Origin of the sequence: Desulfobaculum xiamenense, from assembly GCF_011927665.1 — a bacterium.
Taxonomy (GTDB): Bacteria; Desulfobacterota; Desulfovibrionia; order Desulfovibrionales; family Desulfovibrionaceae; genus Desulfobaculum; species Desulfobaculum xiamenense.
Genome location: NZ_JAATJA010000002.1, coordinates 886,685 through 907,668, shown reverse-complemented (window position 1 = coordinate 907,668; position 20,984 = coordinate 886,685). Strand labels below are relative to the sequence as shown.

The 20,984-nt window shown below is 65.5% G+C and carries 15 protein-coding genes; 3 read left to right on the top strand and 12 right to left on the bottom strand.

Annotated elements, in window-relative coordinates:
- Positions 1 to 84: 84 nt before the first annotated feature.
- The 3 genes from GGQ74_RS11840 to GGQ74_RS11830 all read right to left on the bottom strand — a co-directional run bounded on the left by GGQ74_RS11840 (position 85) and on the right by GGQ74_RS11830 (position 3,048).
- Positions 85 to 1,062, bottom strand: a complete 978-nt coding sequence (locus GGQ74_RS11840; protein WP_167941751.1) for a UDP-glucuronic acid decarboxylase family protein — start codon at positions 1,060 to 1,062, stop codon at positions 85 to 87.
- A 232-nt stretch (positions 1,063 to 1,294) separates the two neighbouring features.
- Entirely contained in the window at positions 1,295 to 2,896 is a 1,602-nt protein-coding gene (locus GGQ74_RS11835) for a sodium:solute symporter family protein (protein WP_167941750.1), read from the bottom strand.
- A complete protein-coding gene (locus GGQ74_RS11830; protein WP_167941749.1) occupies positions 2,893 to 3,048 on the bottom strand; it encodes a symporter small accessory protein in 156 nt (51 codons plus the stop codon). Before GGQ74_RS11830 ends, GGQ74_RS11835 begins: the two co-directional genes overlap by 4 nt.
- 191 nt (positions 3,049 to 3,239) lie before the next feature.
- Between GGQ74_RS11830 and pgi the strand changes: the two genes are divergently transcribed.
- The 3 genes from pgi to GGQ74_RS11815 all read left to right on the top strand — a co-directional run bounded on the left by pgi (position 3,240) and on the right by GGQ74_RS11815 (position 7,845).
- Positions 3,240 to 4,883, top strand: a complete 1,644-nt coding sequence (pgi, locus tag GGQ74_RS11825) for a glucose-6-phosphate isomerase (RefSeq protein ID WP_167941748.1) — start codon at positions 3,240 to 3,242, stop codon at positions 4,881 to 4,883.
- A 1,006-nt stretch (positions 4,884 to 5,889) separates the two neighbouring features.
- A complete protein-coding gene (locus GGQ74_RS11820; RefSeq protein ID WP_167941747.1) occupies positions 5,890 to 6,222 on the top strand; it encodes a hypothetical protein in 333 nt (110 codons plus the stop codon).
- Between the two features lie 96 nt (positions 6,223 to 6,318).
- The gene (locus GGQ74_RS11815) at positions 6,319 to 7,845 is read left to right on the top strand and encodes a DUF4139 domain-containing protein (RefSeq protein ID WP_167941746.1); all 1,527 of its coding nucleotides are present in this window, start codon (positions 6,319 to 6,321) and stop codon (positions 7,843 to 7,845) included.
- Between the two features lie 75 nt (positions 7,846 to 7,920).
- On the opposite strand, the gene GGQ74_RS11810 is transcribed toward GGQ74_RS11815, so the two are convergent.
- From GGQ74_RS11810 to GGQ74_RS11770, 9 genes are all read right to left on the bottom strand, one after another.
- On the bottom strand, positions 7,921 to 9,036 hold the full coding sequence (locus GGQ74_RS11810; protein WP_167941745.1) for a hypothetical protein: 1,116 nt from the start codon (positions 9,034 to 9,036) through the stop codon (positions 7,921 to 7,923).
- Entirely contained in the window at positions 9,033 to 10,181 is a 1,149-nt protein-coding gene (locus tag GGQ74_RS11805; protein WP_167941744.1) for a radical SAM protein, read from the bottom strand. The genes GGQ74_RS11810 and GGQ74_RS11805 overlap by 4 nt, the downstream gene beginning before the upstream one ends.
- A gap of 9 nt (positions 10,182 to 10,190) precedes the next feature.
- A complete protein-coding gene (locus GGQ74_RS11800; protein WP_167941743.1) occupies positions 10,191 to 11,186 on the bottom strand; it encodes a glycosyltransferase in 996 nt (331 codons plus the stop codon).
- Positions 11,183 to 13,042 carry an asparagine synthase (glutamine-hydrolyzing) gene (asnB, locus tag GGQ74_RS11795; protein WP_167941742.1) on the bottom strand — a complete coding sequence of 620 codons (1,860 nt, stop codon included), beginning with the start codon at positions 13,040 to 13,042 and terminating at the stop codon, positions 11,183 to 11,185. The genes GGQ74_RS11800 and asnB overlap by 4 nt, the downstream gene beginning before the upstream one ends.
- A gap of 2 nt (positions 13,043 to 13,044) precedes the next feature.
- Entirely contained in the window at positions 13,045 to 14,094 is a 1,050-nt protein-coding gene (locus tag GGQ74_RS11790; RefSeq protein WP_167941741.1) for an SGNH/GDSL hydrolase family protein, read from the bottom strand.
- The gene (locus GGQ74_RS11785) at positions 14,091 to 14,843 is read right to left on the bottom strand and encodes a glycosyltransferase (RefSeq protein WP_167941740.1); all 753 of its coding nucleotides are present in this window, start codon (positions 14,841 to 14,843) and stop codon (positions 14,091 to 14,093) included. The genes GGQ74_RS11790 and GGQ74_RS11785 overlap by 4 nt, the downstream gene beginning before the upstream one ends.
- The gene (locus GGQ74_RS11780; protein ID WP_167941739.1) at positions 14,834 to 16,051 is read right to left on the bottom strand and encodes a protoporphyrinogen/coproporphyrinogen oxidase; all 1,218 of its coding nucleotides are present in this window, start codon (positions 16,049 to 16,051) and stop codon (positions 14,834 to 14,836) included. The genes GGQ74_RS11785 and GGQ74_RS11780 overlap by 10 nt, the downstream gene beginning before the upstream one ends.
- Before the next feature lie 114 nt (positions 16,052 to 16,165).
- Positions 16,166 to 19,162: a hypothetical protein gene (locus GGQ74_RS11775; protein ID WP_167941738.1), complete on the bottom strand. Its 2,997-nt coding sequence runs from the start codon at positions 19,160 to 19,162 to the stop codon at positions 16,166 to 16,168.
- 42 nt (positions 19,163 to 19,204) lie between these two features.
- The gene (locus tag GGQ74_RS11770; RefSeq protein WP_167941737.1) at positions 19,205 to 20,983 is read right to left on the bottom strand and encodes a hypothetical protein; all 1,779 of its coding nucleotides are present in this window, start codon (positions 20,981 to 20,983) and stop codon (positions 19,205 to 19,207) included.
- Position 20,984 lies beyond the last annotated feature (1 nt).

Sequence of the window (20,984 nt, the reverse complement as noted above, 5' to 3'; positions counted from 1 at the left end):
CGTTTCGTCCGTCACCCTCTGCTCTACCACAACCCGCACGGGAATTCAGCCTCGAACTCGCGACGGGAATCCGACATTTGCCCGTCAGTTGAGGCGCAAAACGGAAATGTCATCCATTTCAGCAAGAAGCCCGTCGAAATAGTCGATGGTCTTGCGCAGGCCCTCGCGCAGTTGCACACGCGGCTCCCAGCCCATCTGCTCGCGGGCGAAGGTAATGTCCGGCTTGCGCTGGGTGGGGTCGTCTCCCGGCAGCGGCTTGAACTGGATTTCGGACTTGCCGCCCACCATCTCGCGCACGATCTCGGCCAGTTCCAGAATCGTGAACTCACCGGGGTTGCCGAGGTTCATCGGGCCGGTCACCTCGTCCGGGGTGTCCATAAGCCGCACGAAGCCCTCGATGAGGTCGTCCACGTAGCAGAAGGAGCGCGTCTGCGAACCGTCGCCGTAGACGGTCATGGGCTTGCCGCGAAGCGCCTGCACGATGAAGTTGGAAACGACGCGCCCGTCGTTGGGATGCATGCGCGGACCGTAGGTGTTGAAGATGCGGGCCACCTTGATCCGCAGCTTGTGCTGGCGGTGATAGTCGAAAAAGAGCGTCTCCGCGCAGCGCTTGCCCTCGTCGTAGCAGGCGCGCTCGCCGATGGGATTCACGCGGCCCCAGTACGACTCGCGCTGGGGATGCACCTCGGGATCGCCATAAACCTCGGACGTGGAGGCCTGGAATATCTTGGCCCGTACGCGCTTGGCCAGCCCGAGCATGTTGATGGCCCCATGGATGGACGTCTTGGTGGTCTGCACAGGGTCGAACTGGTAATGGATGGGCGATGCCGGGCATGCGAGGTTGTAGATCTCGTCGCATTCCACATAGAGGGGGAAGGTCACGTCGTGCCGCATGAACTCGAAATAGGGGTTTTCGAGCAGATGAGCGATGTTCTGCCGCGCGCCGGTGAAGAAATTGTCGACGCACAGGACGTCGCAGCCCTCGCGGATCAGCCGCTCGCACAGGAACGAACCGAGGAAGCCTGCTCCGCCCGTGATGAGAACGCGTTTTCTGATGTGCATAGTCAGTCCTTGTTTTCTGATTTCTCGCCGGAAGTTAGTTTTCCCAGCATCTCATATCGTTGGCGTACCCCTCCGACTATCACCCCACCGAAGCTTCGCGTCAACATATGAGCGATGACGGCGACTATTCGCCCTTCGGCCATGGGCCCCCGCCTACGCCCACCGCACAGAAAAAAGCGGGGGAAGCCGTGGCCTCCCCCGCGATGCAAACAGTATTCGCGCCCATGAACGGCTAGCGGAAGTTGCTCCAGCAACGCGCCACGTGCGCCTCGTCCAGCGGCTTCGTCATGAGACTGACGCCCACGGCGAGGGCAAAGCTCACCGGCAGTGCCACGACGTTGGGGTCCACCCATTGCAGAAGCCACGGCCACGAACCCTTGGCCGCGGCGGCAGCGATGGACGGCAGGCCCGTCAACGCTTCGCACACGCCGATGGACGCGGATTCCTTGAGGTGCACGAAAAGCAGCCAGAACATGGACGCCGCAAAGCCGCCGAGCATGGACACGATGGCCCCTGCGCGGGTCATGCCCTTCCAGTACAGGCCAAGCATGTAGGCAGGCAGAAACGCCGCCGCGCACAGGCCGAAGAAGAAGGCCGTGGCGCGGGCGATGATGCCGCCGGGCAGCACCCACGCCCAGACGAGGGTCATGAAGATGGTCACAGCCACACCAAGCTGGGTGACCTTGAAGGTGTCGCCATTGGAGATGCGCGCGGCCTTGTGGAAGAAGTCCCGCCCGAGGGACGTGCCGCCCACGTGGTACTGGGACGAAAGCGTGCTCATGGCCGCGGCGAACATGGCCATGAGGAACAGCCCGGAGAACCACTCCGGCATGATCTGGTCGATGTAGATGGGGATGATGCGGTCGAAGTTCCCACCCGCCATGTCGATGGATATCTTGCCGAATGTCTGGAGGAACACCGCGTTGGACAGCGCGCCCACCACATAGGGCACACCGGGCAACAGCAGGATGAACAGACCACCGTAGAGCACAGCGCGGTTCAGTTCCCGGTCGCTCTCCACGGTCATGAAGCGCACCACCAGTTGCGGCTGGGCCAGCACGCCGATGCCCACGCCGTAGACGATGGTGGTGTACACCGTAAGCCAGATGGGCGTGCCGAAGCGGATGCCCTGCGTCCAGCCGAGCATGCCCCCGGCCCGGAGCTTCTCGGGCATGAGGTCCGCCATGGCCGTAAGGCTCTGATGCGCGGGAATCACGCCGCCGAGCTTCGAGTAGGTCACCACGACGAGGATGACCATCATGACGATCATGATCGTGCCCTGAAAGGCGTCGGTGTACATGACGGCCTTAAGGCCGCCGGTGATGACGTACAGCGCGAGGATGAGCGTGAAGCCCACGAGGGCGGTGTTGAAGTCGAAGCCCAGCGCGACCACGATCATGTGCGAGATGCCAATGAGCACCGCCGCCGCGTAGATGGGCACGAACAAAAAGATGACCAGCCCGGCAAAGCCCTGAATGAAGCGCGATGCGTAGCGCTCGCCCAGAAGCTCGGGAAAGGTCATGCAGTCCAGCGCAAGGCCCATGCGCCGCGTGCGCTTGCCCAAAACAGTCATCGCGAACCACACGCCCACGACGATGTTGAGGAACGTCAGCCACATAAGCGGAAAGCCGAACATCCCCGCCACGCCACCGAAACCGATGATGGCCGAGGTGGAGACGAACGTCGCCCCATAGGACATGGCCATGACGAAGGGATGCATGCGCCGCCCGGCGAGCATGTAGTCCGTGGCGACCTTGGTGTCCTTCCAGCCCCGATAGCCGAGATAGAAGACCACGAACATGTATAGGACCGTCGAAAGAACCTTGATCGTCATTTCTCCGGTCCCCCGTCGGAACGTCCGCCGACCCCTTCGGCGTCGTTCCCTCCCCTGTTCCAATTGACGATCCCGTACACGACGCACGCGACCGCCGAGGCCAGCGTCAGCCACATGGCCAACGCCACCTCTGGATTGTCGAATCCCAGCATGAAAACCTCCCTATGCGAATGAATCCGCCATGGTAGCCGATCCATCATGAATTGACTACGCAATGGTCGCCTGCGCTGTCAAGAAAGGGGAACCTCGTGCCGCGCGTTGACTTCCGCGCATGTTTCGTTCAAATTAGACTGCGAGGAGAACCGGTTACTGGAATCGAACAATGGATACAGAGGAAAACATCATGACGTCTCTCACGCGATCCGCCGCCTGGAGCGAACTTTGCGCCCACTACGCCCAAGTCTGCGACCTGCACATGCGTGACATGTTCGACTCGGACCCCGGACGCTTCGACAGGTTCTCGCTGCGCCTTGGCGACATCGTCTTCGACTACTCGAAGAATCGCATCACCGAGCGCACCATGGACCTGCTCATGGACCTCGCGCGGGAGACGGACGTCGAAGGCAGGCGAAACGCCATGTTCGCCGGAGAGGCCATCAATTTCACCGAAGGCCGCGCTGTGCTGCACGTGGCCTTGCGCAACCGTGGCTCGCGCCCCATCCTCGTGAACGGCGAGGACGTCATGCCGCACGTCAACGCCGTGCTGGCTAAGATGCGCGCCTTCACCGAGGCCGTGCGCACCGGCGCGTGGAAAGGCTGGACCGGCCGCCCCATCGCGGACGTGGTCAACATCGGCATCGGCGGATCGGACCTCGGGCCGAAGATGGTCACCCGCGCACTGGCCCACTACGCCGACGGCCCGCGCGCGCACTTCGTGTCCAACGTGGACGGCACCCACCTTGCCGAGACGCTCAAGCATCTTGATCCCGAAACCACGCTGTTCATCATCGCCTCCAAGACGTTCACCACGCAGGAAACCATGCTGAACGCCGCCTCCGCCCGCCGCTGGCTCCTCGACGCAGCCGGGGACGAGCGCCACGTGGCGCGGCACTTCGTGGCGCTGTCCACCAACGCCAAGGGCGTGGCGGACTTCGGCATCGACACCGCCAACATGTTCGAATTCTGGGACTGGGTCGGCGGGCGCTATTCGCTGTGGAGCGCCATCGGCATGTCCATAGCGCTCAGCGTAGGCATGACGCGCTTCGAGGAACTGCTCGACGGCGCGCACATGGTGGACGAGCACTTCCGCACCGCCCCGCTGGCCGAGAACATCCCCGTGGTCATGGCCATGCTCGGCGTCTGGTACAACAACTTCTTCGCCTGCGGCACGCACGCCATCCTGCCCTACGATCAGTACCTCGACCGCTTCCCGGCCTACTTCCAGCAGGGCGACATGGAGTCCAACGGAAAGTCCGTGAACCGCGACGGCGAGCCCGTGGACTACGGCACCGGCCCCATCATCTGGGGCGAACCGGGCACCAACGGCCAGCACGCCTTCTTCCAGCTTCTGCATCAGGGCACTAAGCTGGTCCCGTGCGACTTCCTCGCCCCGGCGCAGTCGCTGAACCCGCTCGACGGACACCACGACGTGCTCATCTCCAATTTCCTCGCGCAGACCGAGGCCCTTATGCGCGGGCGCACCATCGCCGAGGCCCGCGCCGAACTCACCGCCAAGGGCATGGCCCCCGAACGCATGGACGCGCTGGCCCCGCACCTGACCTTTACCGGCAACCGCCCCACGAACACCATCCTCTTCCGCCGGCTCACCCCGGCCACCCTCGGGGCGCTCATCGCCCTCTACGAGCACAAGATCTTCGTGCAGGGCACGGTGTGGGGCATCAATTCCTTCGATCAGATGGGCGTGGAACTCGGCAAGAAACTCGCCGGGGCCATCCTGCCCGAATTGACCAACGACGCGCCCGTCACCGCGCACGACGCATCGACCAACGGCCTCATCAACGCCTTCAAGGCCCTTCGCAGGGGCTGAATCCCACCGACCTCGCCAGAACGCGCAGGGCCACCGCACCATTCATGCGGTGGCCCTGCGCGTTCTGATCGCCAGCTTGGCTTGCGAAAAAACGGAACCGGCCGAATCCCCACAATGCGGGGGATTCGGCCGGTTCCCGAAAAATGAGGCCGATGCGGAGCCGTCCGGACTATGCCTTCACGACGGACGCCGAAAGCAGTACGGCAAGCACATACAGCACCACGCCCAATGCAATGCGCAGCGCGAGTTTCGGTTTCCTCTTCATGGCTGGATATTCACTCCTTTGAGAATCGTGACGCCCCTTGGTCCGCGTCACGAGTGGGATTCTTACCACTCCCCGAAAGGAAAGAAAAGAGCCAACATGCGTCTCCAGCACTCCAGCTTCATTTTTTTCGTCTTGAAAACCGGGAGCTTGTCAACTTTCGATTTAGAAAATTCCGTCACTAAGTTTCTTCCGAAAGAAGACTTTTTGCACCCCGCGCAACATATGCGCATGGCGCTTCCAGACTCCATTTGCGCTCCATGCCCGCCACCCCGCCACGGCATGCGAGCGCGGGGGCGCGCCCCAGCATTCCTCGCCATGGGCAAGGACAAAAGCCGCACCAGTCGAGGATTACCACACATTTTCGCCCAAAGTTCTCCCGAGGTTGCGCGACGCACGCGTCGAGCGCGTCCGGAGCGTACCGCCACTCCTCGGCCCCGCCCGGCACGCGCCACGCATGGTGCCTGCGTCTTCATCGCCTCCTCTTCCCGTCTTGCGAAAAGGAAAGGCCCCGCCCGCACACGCGCCGTCCGCCTCCTCACACAAAAATCGCATCGCGCTGCATTGCCGCGCCTGACGGGGAACCTGCAGAATGCGATGTGCGCCGTTAAGACAATCTGCGAAAATTCCTGCACAAGTCTTGAGCCGCGCCCCGGCTCGCTGTATGAATGATGACGCAGGCACGAGCATGCACATTCCGCAACGAACGTCCCGCAGGGGCGCAAGCACCAGCAAGAGGAACTCATGGAGAACGGACGCACTGTCTATGAAGGTTGGGTCTTCGGCATCGGCGAATGGGCATTCAGCAAGATTCACAAGCTCCTCGAAAACGCTTTCGAGACCGTCTCCTACACGTATCAGGACAAGACGGGGGCCGTCTTCGTGAGCGGCCCGTCCGCCATGTTCGAGGATGACATGGAAAACATGACCTCGGTCTTCGACCTGCTCGCGGACGTCATCGAGGAAAACGGACACGGCACGGTGCTCGGCCGCCGCTGGACGTCCGACGGCGCTCTTGAACTCGCGGCCTACGACTTCGGCTCGAAAAACTGGAACAGGCGCGAACTCGCGGCCTAGACCCCCGACGGGCACCGCCCGCATCGCGCATATCAGGGCCGGACGCGCCGCACTGTCGGTGTTCCGGCCTTTTTTACACATCACACGGAGGATTCCATGCGAACGCTTTCGACACTTGTTCTGTCGATCGGCATTCTGCTTTGCGCGGCCACCGCTCATGCCGCGCCCCTACACATCGTCCTGTACCCGGATTCGGCACAGGTCACCGACACGGTACGCGTCCCCCTCGAAGCGGCACCGGGCGGAGTAGCGGGCGCGTTCACCCTGCCGCTCGCCGTCGATCCGTCGAGCATCGGGCTGGCCGTCGATTCGCCTGCCAAGCTCACCCTGACGGACGTCTCCATCGACCGCCGCCCCATGCGCGACGAGGCGGCCATCGCCGAACTGCGCAAACGCCTGAACACCGAGCGCGACGCGCGGCAGAACCTCATCGACACGCGCTCCGCCTTCGAGGCGGCCGCCAACTTCTGGCGCTCGCAGGAGCTCACACGCTCCGTCACGCCGTCCAACGTCCACGCCATGGCCGCCGCGGTGCGCGACGGCGTGGCCTCCTCGCTGACGGCCGTGTCGAACCTCGTGCCCCGCATCGCGGACAAGGACCGCCTCATCGCCGAGATGGAGGCGGAGCTCGAACGCCTGACCGGCGGCGCGGCCGACACATGGCGCGTCACGGCACACTTCGCCGACGCCACCGCGCGGGAAGCCACGCTCACGGTTTCCTACCGCCTGACGCAGTGCGGATGGACCTCGCGCTATACACTGAACGCCCTGCCCTCGGAAGGCCGCGTCGATGTGGCGTGGGACGCAGAAATCCACCAGAACACCGGCATGAACTGGACGGACGCACAGGTCGTGCTGTCCACGGGGCGCTCCGCAGGGCGCACCGAACCGCCCGCGGTGCGTCCGTGGGTCGTCGGCCCTATCAAGCCCGTTCTGCTGCGCAAGGCCGCCATGGACAACGCCCCGACCGAGATGGCCATGATGGCCGCCGCACCCGCTCCGGAGCAGATTCACATGCGTGAAGGCATCTTCTTCGACGAGTACGACGCCGGACGCGTCAGCCTCGAATCCGGAGCAAACCGCCGCGTGGCCCTGCGTCGCCTCACCTGGAACGCCACCTTCGATTACCTCGTGCGCCCGCAGGAGTCGGACAGCGCCTTCGTGCACGCCACGGTCAACCTCGACGCCACGCCGCGCCTGCCCCGTGGCGAAGCCACGTTCCTGCTAGACTCCGCGTTTATCCGCAAGAGCGTTTTCGCACTCTCCGGGCGCGAGGCGGACCTCCACTTCGGGGCCGATCCGCAACTGCGCGTGAAGCTCGAAACGCTGGACAAGAAGTCCGGCAGCGGCGGCATCATCAGCAAGAAGAACACCTACGACTGGGATTGGCGACTGACCGTCACCAACGGCAAAAAGGTTCCCGCCGCCCTGCGCGTGGAGGACGCCCTGCCCAGCCTGCGCGACGAGCGCATCAAGATGGAGAAGCGTCTACCCGGAGCGACCGAGGCAGAGGGCGTCGCCACGTGGACGGACACCATCGCCCCCGGCGCGGAAAAGACCATCGAGTACGGCTATTCGCTGTCGTGGCCTTCCGACATGCACCTCGACCTCGGCGGGCGCTAGAGCGCACCCTCGCCACATGACGAAGGGGTGACCTCCACACGGAGGCCGCCCCTTTTTCCTGCCGGATGGCACCCGTCACCGCGCCGAAGCGCGTCGGCGCATCCTGCGCCACAAGGCTCCAACGGCCAGAACGATAAGACATGCCGCAAGCGTCCCAAGGCTGATGGCGGCCCCGGCCTGCAAGTACTGCTGCGGCTGAAATTCCACCACGATCTCGAAATCCGTTCCGCCCTGCGCCCCCTCGCGCCAGTAGGACGCCGCGCTGTCCGGTCCGGGCAGCATGCGCACCAGCGCGGGGTCGATCCACCAACTGTTGGCGAAACCGTTAGCCACCCAATGAAGCGCCTCGGGCCATGCCACGGAGCTTCCGCCACCCGGCTCCAACCGCCAATTCTCAGCCGCGAACGGGGCGGCGCTTCCGGCCACGTCCTCCACGGTGGGAACGATGCGCCCGGCGGAGTGGTTCTCGTTCCACGCGCCGTCCGGCAGATTCTCGTTCTGCACGCTGCGGTCATAGTCGCGCGAGACGAAGCCGACCGAATAGGTCTCGACATGGTCCACGTAGTCCCGCCCGTTTTCGTCGAATCCGTAATGCTTGCGGGCGCGCTGCCCGCCGTCGCCAAGGGTGGAGACGATGCCCCGCGCCACGAAATCCCGCAGTGCCTCGGCATCGGCCTGCCCGTGCTCGTTGCCTTCAAGAATGCGATACTCGCGAAAGCGTGCGGTCAGTTCATCCGGCGATGGCAGCGCAGCCAACGGACGCAGGTAGACCTTCCACCCCACGTGGTAGGTCTCGTTGACCAGCAACGGAAATCCGCCGCGCGCGTCGTGGACCCGCAGCCGATAGCGCACGGGGCTGATCTTGCGAAACTCCACGTATGGGCGCTCGAAGGGCCGTTCGGTGCGCTCCAGCCGCGCCGGGGCGTCCATGCCTTCCTTCAGAAGCAGCCGCTCCGAAAGGCCGCGCTCTTCGAGAATCCTGCGTAGCAGCGCATCATGGGCGGCATTCTGATCGGCATAGAACACGCCCGTGTCCAGCGAGAATCCCGGTGCCTGCATGATGTCGATCATCAACTCACGGGGATCGACCTCTCGCTCCTGCGCCGCGCGGCACGGCACCGCCGCGACGACAAGACACACCGCCAACATCACGCGAATCATCACGCTCCACTGCATCGCAACGCGAATCATGCCTTCCTCCGGCTGGGAAACACGTACTTGAGGGCGCAGCACCGGTAACAGGGCGGCGCGTTGGGATGCCGCCCGGCATAGGCCCTAAACGCCTGCGCCGGTTCGCTCATCCACGCCTCGCGCACGCTGCCCTGCGCGATGTTGCCGATGACATGACCATGGCACATCTCGATGTCGCCATTGGCCCGGATGCTCGCCTCGGACCACGGCAAGGAGCAGAAAGACTCGCGCGAGGGAAAGCCCGGCTCGTAGTAGGCGCGCACGTCGTTGGTCGTGGGGCCGAAGCCCACGCGCACGCCGTGCCTGCGCCCCAGTTCCGGCGCGCGCTCCATGAACGCCACGATCTTCTCGACCTGCTCCGGGCTAAAGCAGCGCTCGCCCACGTCCATGCCCTGAAAGAGCTTGCCGAATGGCATGCGCTGCGCATAGCGCGCCTGCGCCTCGCGGCATGCATCATCCACGAAGCTGAAATGCTGGAAGGTCAGTTCATCCACGCGCAACTCGCCCGCCAGTTCCACGAGGAAATCGAGATCGTCGAGATTTTGCGGCAGGAAAGTCGAATTCAGCTTGATGACCGGAAACGGCGAGTTGCGCTCGCGCATGCATTCGCGCACCCGCGCGATGCCGGAAAGCACCCCGGCGTAGGCTCCCTTCAGCCCCCGGTTGGCGTCATGGGCCTCCTCGCGGGCATCGACGGAGACCGACAAAAACGTCAGCCCCGCATCCACGAGTTCCCCTGCTCGACGCTCCAGCAGCAGGCCGTTGGTGGTCATGCCGGTCACCAGCCGCCGCGACGCCGCGTGGGCGATGACCTGCGGCAGTTCGCGATTCATGAGCGGCTCGCCGCCGGTGAAGTAGAACCCCGTGCCCCAGCGCGCGGCCTCGTCGATGACCGCCCGCATGGACGCGAGGCCTATGGTCTCGTCCGCCTCGCCGAAGTGCTCGCGCGACTGCCACACCAGACACATGGGGCAGCGCATGTTGCAGCGCTCCGTGGCGAACACTGTGATGATGCGCGGAAAACCCAGCAGCACGCGGCGGTTGAAGCGCTCCACATACAGCTTGGGCAGCATGCGCACCATGGTGGGCCAATAGCGCCGCGCCAGCGCCGCCGTCTTTTTCAGTCCCAACCGCTTTTCTTCCATGCCGCCTCCTCACACCCGCTCGTACGCGTTGCCGCCGCCGAGGAACCGCCCGAAGAGCTTCACGGCGCAATACAGCCCCAGCACGCGGTAGGTCATGGCCAGGTGGAACAGCCCGAGGCCGGGGTCCTCGCGCCGCACGCGCAGCGCGTCGAGCCACACGGGCACCACGAGAAACGCGCGCCCGAACAGGCGCAGCCAGTCGCGCGGGCCGAAGTGGTAGGAATAGAACGCCTCCACCTCCCGGTCCACACGGCGCATCACGCGCCGGCGCTTCTTGCGCACGAAGGCCTCGGCGTCTCCGGCGTGGACGTGCACCACCCCCACCCGGACCTTGGCCATGGCGTTGCGCCCGGCCTTGACCAGTCGGTGCGCCACGTCCACGTGCAGGAAGGGATCGTGCGGCACGGACATCAGGTCGTCACGCCGCACGATGAAGCCGTTGGCCCCAAGGGGCGGAATGCGCCCGGAGTCGGTAAACACGGCCTTGATGTAGCCGCCACGGTCTTCCTCGACACGCGGAGCGCCGGTCCAGTCGCCGGTGACGGCGGAAAAGCGGTCGTAGTAGCCGAGATACACGGCCACCGGGTCGTCCCCGCCTATGGCCGCGCAGTAGCGGGTAGGCACGCTGTCCTCGCTGCGCGCCCGGTACCACAGCGGTTCCGCCGCGCAGATGTCCGGGTCGTCGAAGGGCGCGAGCATCCGCCGCAGCCAGTCCGTGCCGTCGAGGATGTTGTCGCTGTCCAGACAGCACAGCAGTTCCCCCCGCGCGGCCCGAAAACCGATGGGCCGTCCGAGCGGATGGATGACGTGCGGATTGTCGAGCACGCGGCAGCCAAAGCGCTCGGCCACGGCGCGGGTGGCGTCTGTGGAGCCGCCGTCGAGAATGAGGATTTCCACGGCCTCGGCGGGATAGTCCTGTGCCCGGATGGACGCGAGGCACTGCTCCAGCACACCGGCGCAGTTGTAGGCGGGGATGACGAACGAGACGAGAGGCGATGCGCTCACAAAAATTCCCTCCTCCATGCCATGTACACCACGAGTGCCCACAGGAGCTTGCGGTTGTCGCGCCGTCCGTCGATGTGCTCGCGGATGCGCGCGTCCACGAAATCCGGATTGAAATGCCCGCAGGCTCGCAGATTGTCCGCACACAGCGCCTCGCGCAGGTGCCCGGAAAGCTCCCGGCGCAGCCAACGGCCAAGCGGGAAGCCGAAGCCCTGCTTGGCGCGGTGGACGATCTCGTGCGGCAGGTGGCGCTCGGCCACGGCGCGCAGGATGGTCTTGGTCCGGCGCGGTCCCCACTTGTAGCCGACTGGCAGCGAATGCACGTACTGGGCGAGGCGATGATCGAGGTACGGGGCGCGTACCTCCAGCGAATTGGCCATGCTCGCGATGTCCACCTTGTGCATGATGTCGCCGGACAGGTACCAGCCGAGGTCGGCCATTTCCACGCGGCGCGGCAACTCCTCGTCCGGGGCGATGCCACGCTCGAAGCCGTCGAGGAATGAGGCGTCGACCAATTCGGCGTCGCGAAACAGCCCGCCGCGCTCCTCGCGGGTGACGTGGGCCTGCCACTCGAAATGCCGCACGATGGGCGACAGTTCCGCCGAGGACACGAAGCGCCGCAAGCGGAAATCAAGGCTGAAATCCCGATACGACACGGGCAGCATGTCCACCCCGCGCCGCACCGCCCGCCGGATGCACGCGGGCAGGCGCACATAGCCCCCCACCAGATAATGCGCGAGATGCATGGGATAGCCGAAAAACAGCTCGTCCGCCCCGTCGCCGCCAAGGGCCACTGTGACGTGCTCCCGCGTCAGGCGCGAAAGCAGGAATGTCGGCACCAGCGACATGTCGCCGAAAGGCTCGTCCAGAAGCGTTCCGATACGCCCGGCCGTCTCCAGCGCGTGGCCCTCCTCCATACGCAGGAAGGTATGCCGCGTGCCGAGATGCTTCGCCGCCATGTCGGAATAGCGGCTCTCGTCGAAGGACGGGTCGTCGTGGACCACGGAAAATGTTCGGATGTTCGGATGATGGCGCACGGCCATGGCCGCGACGAGGCTTGAATCGATGCCGCCGGAAAGAAACACGCCAAGCGGCACGTCAGCTTCGAGGCGCATGGACACCGCCCGCTCCAGCTCCGCCTCCACGCGGTCCACGGCATCGTCGTATCCGTCCCCGCAGCGCTCCCCGTTGAGCCGCCAGAACATGGAACGTCGCACCGCGCCGCCATCGGCCTCGAAAGTCAGCATCTCGCCGGGGCACAGCTTGTTCCACCCGCGTAGCACGCACATGGGCGCGGGCACGTAGCCGAACACGAAGAAAGCCCGAAGCGCCTCCATATCCTCGGCAGGGGGCACCACGTCGCGCACGGCCTTGAGTTCCGAGGCGAAGACGAAGCTCGTCCCCTCGGCGCGCCAGTAGAGCGGCTTTTCGCCGAAGCGGTCCCGCGCGAGGACGAGCCTGCGCCGCGCCCGGTCGTAGAGGGCGAAGGCGAACATCCCGTTCAGCCGTTCCACGAAGCCGTCGCCCCACTCCAGATACGCCGCCGGAAGGATCATGGTGTCCGAGGTCCCCCGGAACCTGTGCCCCCGGCTGATCAACTCATCGCGCAACTCGTGATGGTTGTAGATTTCGCCGTTGAAGACCACGGCCACGCGCTCATCTGCATCGAGCATGGGCTGGCGACCGGTCTCGGACAGATCGATGATGGACAGCCGCCGATGCCCGAGCATGACGCCCCCGTCCTCCCACACGCCGGACTGGTCCGGCCCGCGATGGGCCATGCGGTCGAGATGCGCCTCGAACCCCGCCCGGTCCACGCCAAGGGCGGCGGGATTGATCATGCCGAGAATGCCGCACATGCCTAGGCTCCCCCGCCTCCGCCGCCATCGGCGTTTCGGGTGGTCGCGGGGCGAAGCACATGCTCCACCAGCCCGTTCTCGCGCATGGTCTCATAGAGGGCCTGCGCGATGATCCGATCCCCCGACGGATTGAGGTGGATGCCGTCCTTGCGGAAGTGCGCGGTGCGCACCTCCTCTCGCGGCAAAGCGTCGAACACGCGTTCGAGGTCGCACAGGGGCGTTCCTGTCTGGGCTGCCACCTGGCGCACAATGTCGTTGTAACGGCGATGCATGGGCACCAGATCGTCGAGGCTGTGCAGCCAGCGCCGCTTCAGGTATTCCGGCTCCTGCCCGCGCTCGTGGGAACTGGGGGCCGTCAGCAGCACGGGGCGGATGCCATGCTCGCGGCACAGCGTCACCATGCGCTCCAGATTGGCGCGGTAGTCCTCCTCCGGCACGCGGTTGCGGGCGAGGGTGATCTTGCCCGGCTCCACCAGCCCCACGGCGCGGACCTTGATGAACAACTGCACCACCCGCAGGTGACTCAGGCCAAAGGGCAACAGCACCGACGCCACGTCCTTGTCCTCAATGCCGAAGCTCGCCCAGTGATCGTTCCAGCCGAAATAGATGGTCACCACATCGGGGTCGAGGCCCAGCACGTCCCGCTCCAGTTGCCGCAGCCCCTGATACGACGACCACCCGGCCACGCCCGCATTGAGAAATGGCACGGCCATTCCGGGACGTTCGGACTCGACAAGCTGCGCAAACTGACGATCATAGCTGCCGATCTGCGTGCAGGAATCGCCAACGAACACGATCCGGGGCGGATTGCGCCGGGCCTCGTCGAACTGTCCGCGATACTTCTTGGTGATCCAGAACAGGTCGTCATCGATGACATAGGCCTCGCGGATGGCTTTGGGATGCGGCCACCCGAACTGCACCTGCGAGAGATACGGCTCGCAGGAAAATCCCGTTACCCGCAGATAGACCTCCACGCCCGCCACGGCCACGAATACCGAAGCCAGCACCAAGAGTGCCGCGCCAAGGGCCTTGCGCGCCTTGCCTTCGCTCATCGCGTGTCCTCCTTGCCGCCCATGACCACCGGGGACACGGCGACGTTTCCCTGCGCACGTCCACCCCGCCCGCCGACAATCTCCCGCGCGAGAAAACGCAGGAGCTTCCAGCCGGTGGGCAAGGCGCTGAAATGCGTGCTCCCCGCGATGCGCGCATGCTCGCGCACGGGGAACTCCGCACACACCACGCCCATGCGATAGGCGCGGATGACCATTTCCAGATCAATGCACAGCCCTGTCGGCTCAAGGTCCATGCGCCGGAACGCATCCACAGTGCAGCCCCGCACGCCGTGCAGCACATCATCCACGTGCACGCCCCCACGAGTCCACAGGCCCGCGCAGATGGCCGAAAGTGCCTGCACGAACCACTTGCGCGGCCGCAGCAGCCGGTCGTCCTCCTCGTTGCGCGCACCGGGAGCGTTGCGGCTGGCGATGACCAGTTCCGCCCCCCGCTCGAAGCGCTCGCGAAATTCCAGAACGCAGGCAGGGTCCAGCGTGCCCTTGGGATGATAGAGGACCACGGCGTCCGTGGTGCAGTGCGAAAACGCCTCGAAATACGCGGCGCTGTAGCCCCGCACACGCTGCGTACGCACGTCGATGCCCGCGTCCCGCAGGAATTCGGCGGTGCCGTCGGTGCTCCCGCCATCCAGCGCGTAGACCTCCTCGAAGGCATCAAGCGGCAGACGCGGCACGTCGTTCCGACATCCGGCCAATTCGTTCCAGCACAGCACGCACAGAGTCATCCGCATGTCGCATCCGCCTCGTTTGGGCACAGCTCCCGCGCAAGGGCCATCCCCCGCGCCACGGCCACGTCCGAGTTCATGTGTTCCCACAGCCCCCAGCGCCCAAGCCCATGGATGGCGCGCGACGCGGCCCACTCCAGAATGCGGCGCATGTGCGCGGGCTTGTCCACCGTATTGAGCGGATAGGCGTACTCGTTCACGTGGCTGAATACGCCGACGTCGCCGCCGCGCGCGGCATTGGTCTCCGTCCACCCGCCGCGCGAACCGGGCAGGAAATTGCAGCGGTTCAACTCGCGATGGTGGGGCACGTCGCGATCCGGCACGTAGACCCAGTGCGCATCGCTCTTCGGCTGTGCCGGGCTGTAGTCCACGCGGATGCCCACATGCCCGAGGGCACGCATGGACGCCCGCACCTCGCCGGGAATGCCAGTGAAAGCCGTCCACTGCGGCCACGGAATGCTGCTCACGATGCACCCGGCCTCGATCACCCCGTTGATCACCCTGCGCTGCGCGTCCACGCTCTCCACCGGCGTCGAAAGCAGAAGCCTGTCGCCGAGGGCGCGCCCCATGCGCCGCCACAGCTCCCCATAGCCGCCCACGCGCGGATAGTAGAACTCCCCATGCGCAGGGATGCGCCCGGCAGGCCGCCGCTCCAGACAGCTCTGAAGCGTGTCACGCAGGGAGACGTCTGGCAGTTTGTCCATCCAGTAGGTGCCGAGGCGATCGAGGTCGTCGCCCCACAGCTTGGCGTTGTAGGCCAGCATGTACTCGTCGGCGATCCTGCGCCCGAGCTTCCACACGATCCACTCCACGAAGCCCTCGGGCCGCGGCAGTCCGCGATTACACCCGGCCTCGGCCACGGAAACGAGAAACTCCAACTGCTCGTCCACGGGTAGCCGCCACAGGTTGGCCTCGAAGGGATACCCCATCTCGCGCCCATGGTAGCGGATGGTGGAGCGCCGCACATGGCGCGTCCACTCGTCCTCGGGCATGAAGGCAAACAGGAAGTCCAGCACCTCGCGGTCGCGCACGTCGAGAAAGTGCCCACCGCCGATGTCGAGCGGCGCGCCGTCCACCTCGTGGCTACGGCACAGTCCGCCCGGCTCCGCCTCCCTTTCGAGGACCACGAAGGACTCCTCCCCCGCGAGGCGTAGTGCGTTGGCGAATGCAAGTCCGGACGGCCCTGCACCGAGAATGGCGTATGCGACGCGCATTGTTCCCCCATTTCGTCTTTCATTCGAAGATGATGCGATGCGTCATCGTCTAAACCTGACACTGCCGCCACAATACACGCCACGACATGTCCTGCCAAGACGGTCAGTTGCATTTCATCGACAATCGACACTCGTGCGCTGAAAGAGTGCGGCATCTGCGAAGCGCACCATCGCACCGACAGGCACCCCGTGCAGACGGAATTCCAGCGACGGACAGCGCCCGGCGAGAAGCCAACGCGGCGAGGCGTCCAGCGGCACGATGTAGCACTCGCCCCGCGCTTCGAATTCGAAGCCCTCGGCCTGCGCATCGCCCCACGCCACTTCGAGGCGCGCCTTCGGGCCAAAGGCCGCACTGGAGACGGACAGCGTCAACAGTCCTGCTTCCGCTCCCGAAAGTGGAGCATCCCGCGGCAGGTCCAGACGCACGCGGGGGGCGGGGCCACTCACACGCCAGCCATCGCCCTCCCGCACGAGGTCCGCGACGCCGGTCTCCGGCATGTCGAGTGCGCACACACGCCGCATCAGGCGATCGAGACTGGCGGAGGATGCTCCCCACGAGGCAGGCAACGCCGCCAGATTGCGCTGATGAAACACGCCATCCAGAAGGACGAGGCCGCGTTCTGCGTTCATGGGACCATGGGCGGCGTCGACCTCGGCTGCGTCCATACCCGGCAGCCCGCGCACACGGTCCAGCACGTCAGGGCGCACCATGAACACCAGCCCGTTCCACACGAAGGGCACATAGCCGCGTAGCACATGGCGATACGTGAGATGTGCGCGCAGGGCGGCCGTTCCGGCATTGTGCAGTTCGTTGTCGGCCTCGGCGAGCACCAACGGCGGCGGGTCCGCCGCGAGGGCGGCCACGGCGCGGCGCTGCTGCTGCGGATGCGGCATGTTGTAGACGGCGGGAATGGCCGTGGGCACACGGCGTTCGAAAAGGAAATAGTGCGCGTTATGGTTGGTCATGTCGAAATAGGTCTCGCCGGGGCGCAGCATGTGTCCAAGCAGTTCCCCCACAAGGCGAAGGCGCTCCATGTGCCGCGCTGCCCGGTCTTCCCGACCCTTCAGGTGGAACAGCCCAAGCCGCTCGACGCCGATCTCCGCGCCGGAATGCAGCGGGGCCGTCATTTCACGCACCATGAAGTGCACGGCGGGCATGCTCGCCTCGGACACCTTGCCGTTCAGATAGTACATGCCAATGATTCCGGCGAAGAAGGCGTAGGCCACCAAGAGCGCTGCGGCCGGTCTGCCCCGCCGTCCGGCGAAGAGCACAAGCGGCAGAAGAAGCGCCATGGCCCACACGCTCACCGCGCCGGGCCGCGACATTCCGGCACCGATGCGTCCGGCGGCGCGAATGACGAAAAGCAGCATCAGAAGCCCCACGGGGCCAGCCACGAGGGCCACGCGCTCCCACCGCTCGCTGCCCCAAAAGCGCCACAGCGCGACAAAAGCGACCAACGGAACGAAGATAAACGAGCAGCGGATAAGCTCCCACAATCCCGGCGCGACGCGCAGTTCCGTGCCGCCGAAGGTGTATTCCCACGGCAGGGAGTTGGCCACGTCGTTGACCTGCGCGTTCTCGAAGCCATAGCGCACCGCGCCGAAAACCATCCTGCCAAGGGGCGTGGCGAAGGCGAGAATGGCGGCCACGGCCAGCCCGACGCACAGCGCAACACCCAGCGCGCGCCGCTCCTCGCGCACGGCCCGCCACAGGGCCACGGCCCCAAGCGGCATGGACGCCAGCACGAGCAGTCCGCCCTGCCCCGGCGCAACGAGCACCAGCGCCGTGCCCACGGCCACCCACCCGACGAGCCACATCGCCATGCGCCCCCGGCGGAAGGTCAGCACCAGCACGCACAGGCCGAGCGTCAGCAGCAGGTGGATGCGCGCCAGCCCGTTCAGCGGAAGGAGCGTCAGCGCCACAGCAGCCGGAACGCCACCCATCGCGGCGCACAGTAGCGGGTAGGACATCATGAGGAACAGCGCGGCCTGAATGTTGCGCGCCAGAAAGAAGGTATGCGTGGTGCCATCGCCGAACAGATCGGCCAGCATCATGTTCAGATAAGTCACCAGCCCGCGCACGGGGGCATGATCGACGTAGGGCAATGCTCCGAAATTCCGGAACATCCACCACGGAAGGAGCTGTTCGCCACTGTGGTAGTCGCTGCGTTCGAGAAAGGGGATGACCGATCCCGTGGCCTTGATCAGAAACAGCGCCGCGCACACGCATAGCGGAGATACGGCAGACATCGCACCCCCGCCCTCGCGCCGCAGACGCCGCGCCGCCCGCACGAGGTCAGCATAGGTCGCCACAACGAGCACGCCGATGAAGACATGCAGGGACCAGTCGACGGGGTAAGCATGCAGAACGCCCCCGGCCCGCCACGGGAGGGGGATAATGATCAGATACATGAGCGGCAGCGGAATCTGGACCGCAACGAGAAGAGCGCCAATGCGCCCGGCCGCCGTTCTGGTGCCCCGCGCGGGAATGCACAGCGTAGCGCCTGCGGCCAGCGCCGCCGCCGCACCGCCGAAGCGCATCAGGTGCCCGGCAAGCGGCCCAGCCAGCCCCGGAACATCCGCAAGCAACCGATCATACCCCGCCGCAAGGGCCACACCGGAAGCCATGCCCAGCGCGACGCACGTAAGCGCCCCGCCGCCAAGGTCCACCAAAACGTCCGCGTCGACCACAGGATGACGCATCATCGCCAACGCGCAAGCTCCCGCAACGCCCAGCACGGCAAGGCCCGATGACGTCAGCAGCCATGGGGCCACGTTGGGCCACAGCACCTGCCCGCCCAGCCAGAACAGCGCGGGAACAACCGCCACGGCCAGCAGATATTCCAAACCGCCGCCCGCCCCGGCCCGCTCCAGACGCCGCCCAAGGGACGAAAGCGCGGCAAAGGCCGCACAAAACGCCGCGACCCCACCGAAAAACACCGCGTAGTCGCCAGCCTTGGACCAGCCCTGCAAAGCGAGACTGCCGGAAACGAAATACGTGAAGCGCTGCACACCGCCAAAGCCCACACGCGCGAGGAGCGCCGCGCTCCCCGCCACGGCCAGCGCGCCCAGCACGCATTCCCACGGCACACGCCCTTCAGTGGTTCGCACCGAGACGCATCCCGCACGCTGCCTGCCGATGCCATCCATGACCTACGGCCCCTCCACCCGCAATCCGCCCGACAGGGAGCGCACCTGCGGAGTGAATTCACGCGGCTTGAACAGATCGCACCAACGCCCGCCCACCGTACGCGTCAAGTCGTTCTCCTCCATGAGTGCGGGGCGAAACAGCGTTCGGTTCTCCAGCCAATCGGGACGGTCCAGACCGATGTCCTCCACGTCCTGCCGCAGCACCACTCCTTTCACGGAATACGCGCCGCACATCTCGGCCACGGCCCGTGCGTCGGCCTGCGCATAGAATCTCCCGGCAAGCGCGCGCATGGGCGGATAGGCAGGGGTAAACGGAAAGGCGAAGGCGATGGGGTCGGGATTGCTCTGGGCCAGCGGACAACCGCCCTCGCCCGTGATCTGGTGCGCGGCATGGATGAAGCGGGGCGCGATGGACAACGGCAACAGAAGCGTCCGCCCGAGGCGCATGTCGGCCTGCATGTCCTGCATGGCCAGCCCGTACTCCTGCGGAACACGGTAGTTGTCCATGGCCCCCACACGCTGCGGTTCAAGGGCATCGGCCCCGAAATTTCCGCTGTAGAAGGACATCCCACGCAGGAGCAGCAGAAACGTCACGATGACCGCCATCCGCCCCCGGCCGTTCCAACGGGCCAGCGCCAGCGCGAGGACGATGGGCATGAACAGCGTGGGCAGCAGCATGAGCCGCTGGGTGGAGCGGAACAGATGCGTCAACGGCACATGCTCGTACCCCCACATCATGAACGGCGCGAGAATGCCCTTTCCCGCCGCGGCCATCCCAACGCCAAGCGCCCACAGCCCGAACAGGAGCATGAACACGCGTGTGCCGCGTAGCTCGCGATCCACCGCCAGCGCACGCAGGATGATCAGCACAAGCGGTATCGACGCGAGGAGAAACACCATCTGCGACGGATGGGCGCGCAGGAAGAAGTCCCGATTGTTGTAGCCCGCGCCGAACAGCGCCAGATGCATGAAGGGCGACGTGCGCGGAATGCCCTCGGCCTGCGCGGCGAAATCCTGCACGGCCATCCCGCCGCCGAAACCGCCGGGCGTCAGAACCAACGGAACGAAGGCATACGCGCACAGCAGCACGCACAGCGTTCCCACGCCGAACCCTCCGGCCATCCCCCGCAGGGAGAACCACCACAGCAGGCACACGCCGAAGAACGCCCACATGATGACGAAATTCTGCGCGGAGGGCAGGATGAGCGCGAAGAGCACGGCCAGAACGACCACGTCCCGCGCACCGAATCCCCGCGCGGCGAAGCGTACGCACCGCCACAGCAGCATGGGCAGAAGCGGCAGGGTTCCGTACTGGGTCATCGCCCCGCCGGTGATCACGTTGAACATGAAGGGCGACAGGCCATAGGCCAGCCCGCCAATCCACGCCGCCACATCCACGCGCCCACGCGCATCGCCATCCCCGCCTATTTCCAGCATATCCGCCAGCCGCAGGATGCACGAGCGCATGGAGAACATGGAGAGCGTAAGCACGACGAAGAGGATCGTCTTGGTCACCACGTGGCCATCCAGCCCGGCAAGGCCCGGCGCGCTATACGCCCCCACGGTGAAAAGCGTGGTCAGCTTCATGCCCATGACCCCACCGAGGTAGTGCTTCTCCCACGTGTAGGGCAGGCTGGCGAACACGTCCGCAAGGTGGAAGGACAACGCCGGAATGGCCGCGTCCCAGTTGTGGCCGATGGTGCCCGGCTCCAGAATCAGCCGCCACATGCACGCGATGGCCACAGCCGGATACAGGAGCAGTAGCGCGAACCGCCGAACCATG

What these genes read in the sequence shown, in the direction of transcription:
- GGQ74_RS11840 (WP_167941751.1), bottom strand. Translation starts at nt 1,062, where the DNA reads ATGCACATCAGAAAACGCGTTCTCATCACGGGCGGAGCAGGCTTCCTC.
- GGQ74_RS11835 (WP_167941750.1), bottom strand. Translation starts at nt 2,896, where the DNA reads ATGACGATCAAGGTTCTTTCGACGGTCCTATACATGTTCGTGGTCTTC.
- GGQ74_RS11830 (WP_167941749.1), bottom strand. Translation starts at nt 3,048, where the DNA reads ATGCTGGGATTCGACAATCCAGAGGTGGCGTTGGCCATGTGGCTGACG.
- pgi (WP_167941748.1), top strand. Translation starts at nt 3,240, where the DNA reads ATGACGTCTCTCACGCGATCCGCCGCCTGGAGCGAACTTTGCGCCCAC.
- GGQ74_RS11820 (WP_167941747.1), top strand. Translation starts at nt 5,890, where the DNA reads ATGGAGAACGGACGCACTGTCTATGAAGGTTGGGTCTTCGGCATCGGC.
- GGQ74_RS11815 (WP_167941746.1), top strand. Translation starts at nt 6,319, where the DNA reads ATGCGAACGCTTTCGACACTTGTTCTGTCGATCGGCATTCTGCTTTGC.
- GGQ74_RS11810 (WP_167941745.1), bottom strand. Translation starts at nt 9,036, where the DNA reads ATGATTCGCGTTGCGATGCAGTGGAGCGTGATGATTCGCGTGATGTTG.
- GGQ74_RS11805 (WP_167941744.1), bottom strand. Translation starts at nt 10,181, where the DNA reads ATGGAAGAAAAGCGGTTGGGACTGAAAAAGACGGCGGCGCTGGCGCGG.
- asnB (WP_167941742.1), bottom strand. Translation starts at nt 13,042, where the DNA reads ATGTGCGGCATTCTCGGCATGATCAATCCCGCCGCCCTTGGCGTGGAC.
- GGQ74_RS11790 (WP_167941741.1), bottom strand. Translation starts at nt 14,094, where the DNA reads ATGAGCGAAGGCAAGGCGCGCAAGGCCCTTGGCGCGGCACTCTTGGTG.
- GGQ74_RS11785 (WP_167941740.1), bottom strand. Translation starts at nt 14,843, where the DNA reads ATGCGGATGACTCTGTGCGTGCTGTGCTGGAACGAATTGGCCGGATGT.
- GGQ74_RS11780 (WP_167941739.1), bottom strand. Translation starts at nt 16,051, where the DNA reads ATGCGCGTCGCATACGCCATTCTCGGTGCAGGGCCGTCCGGACTTGCA.
- GGQ74_RS11770 (WP_167941737.1), bottom strand. Translation starts at nt 20,983, where the DNA reads ATGGTTCGGCGGTTCGCGCTACTGCTCCTGTATCCGGCTGTGGCCATC.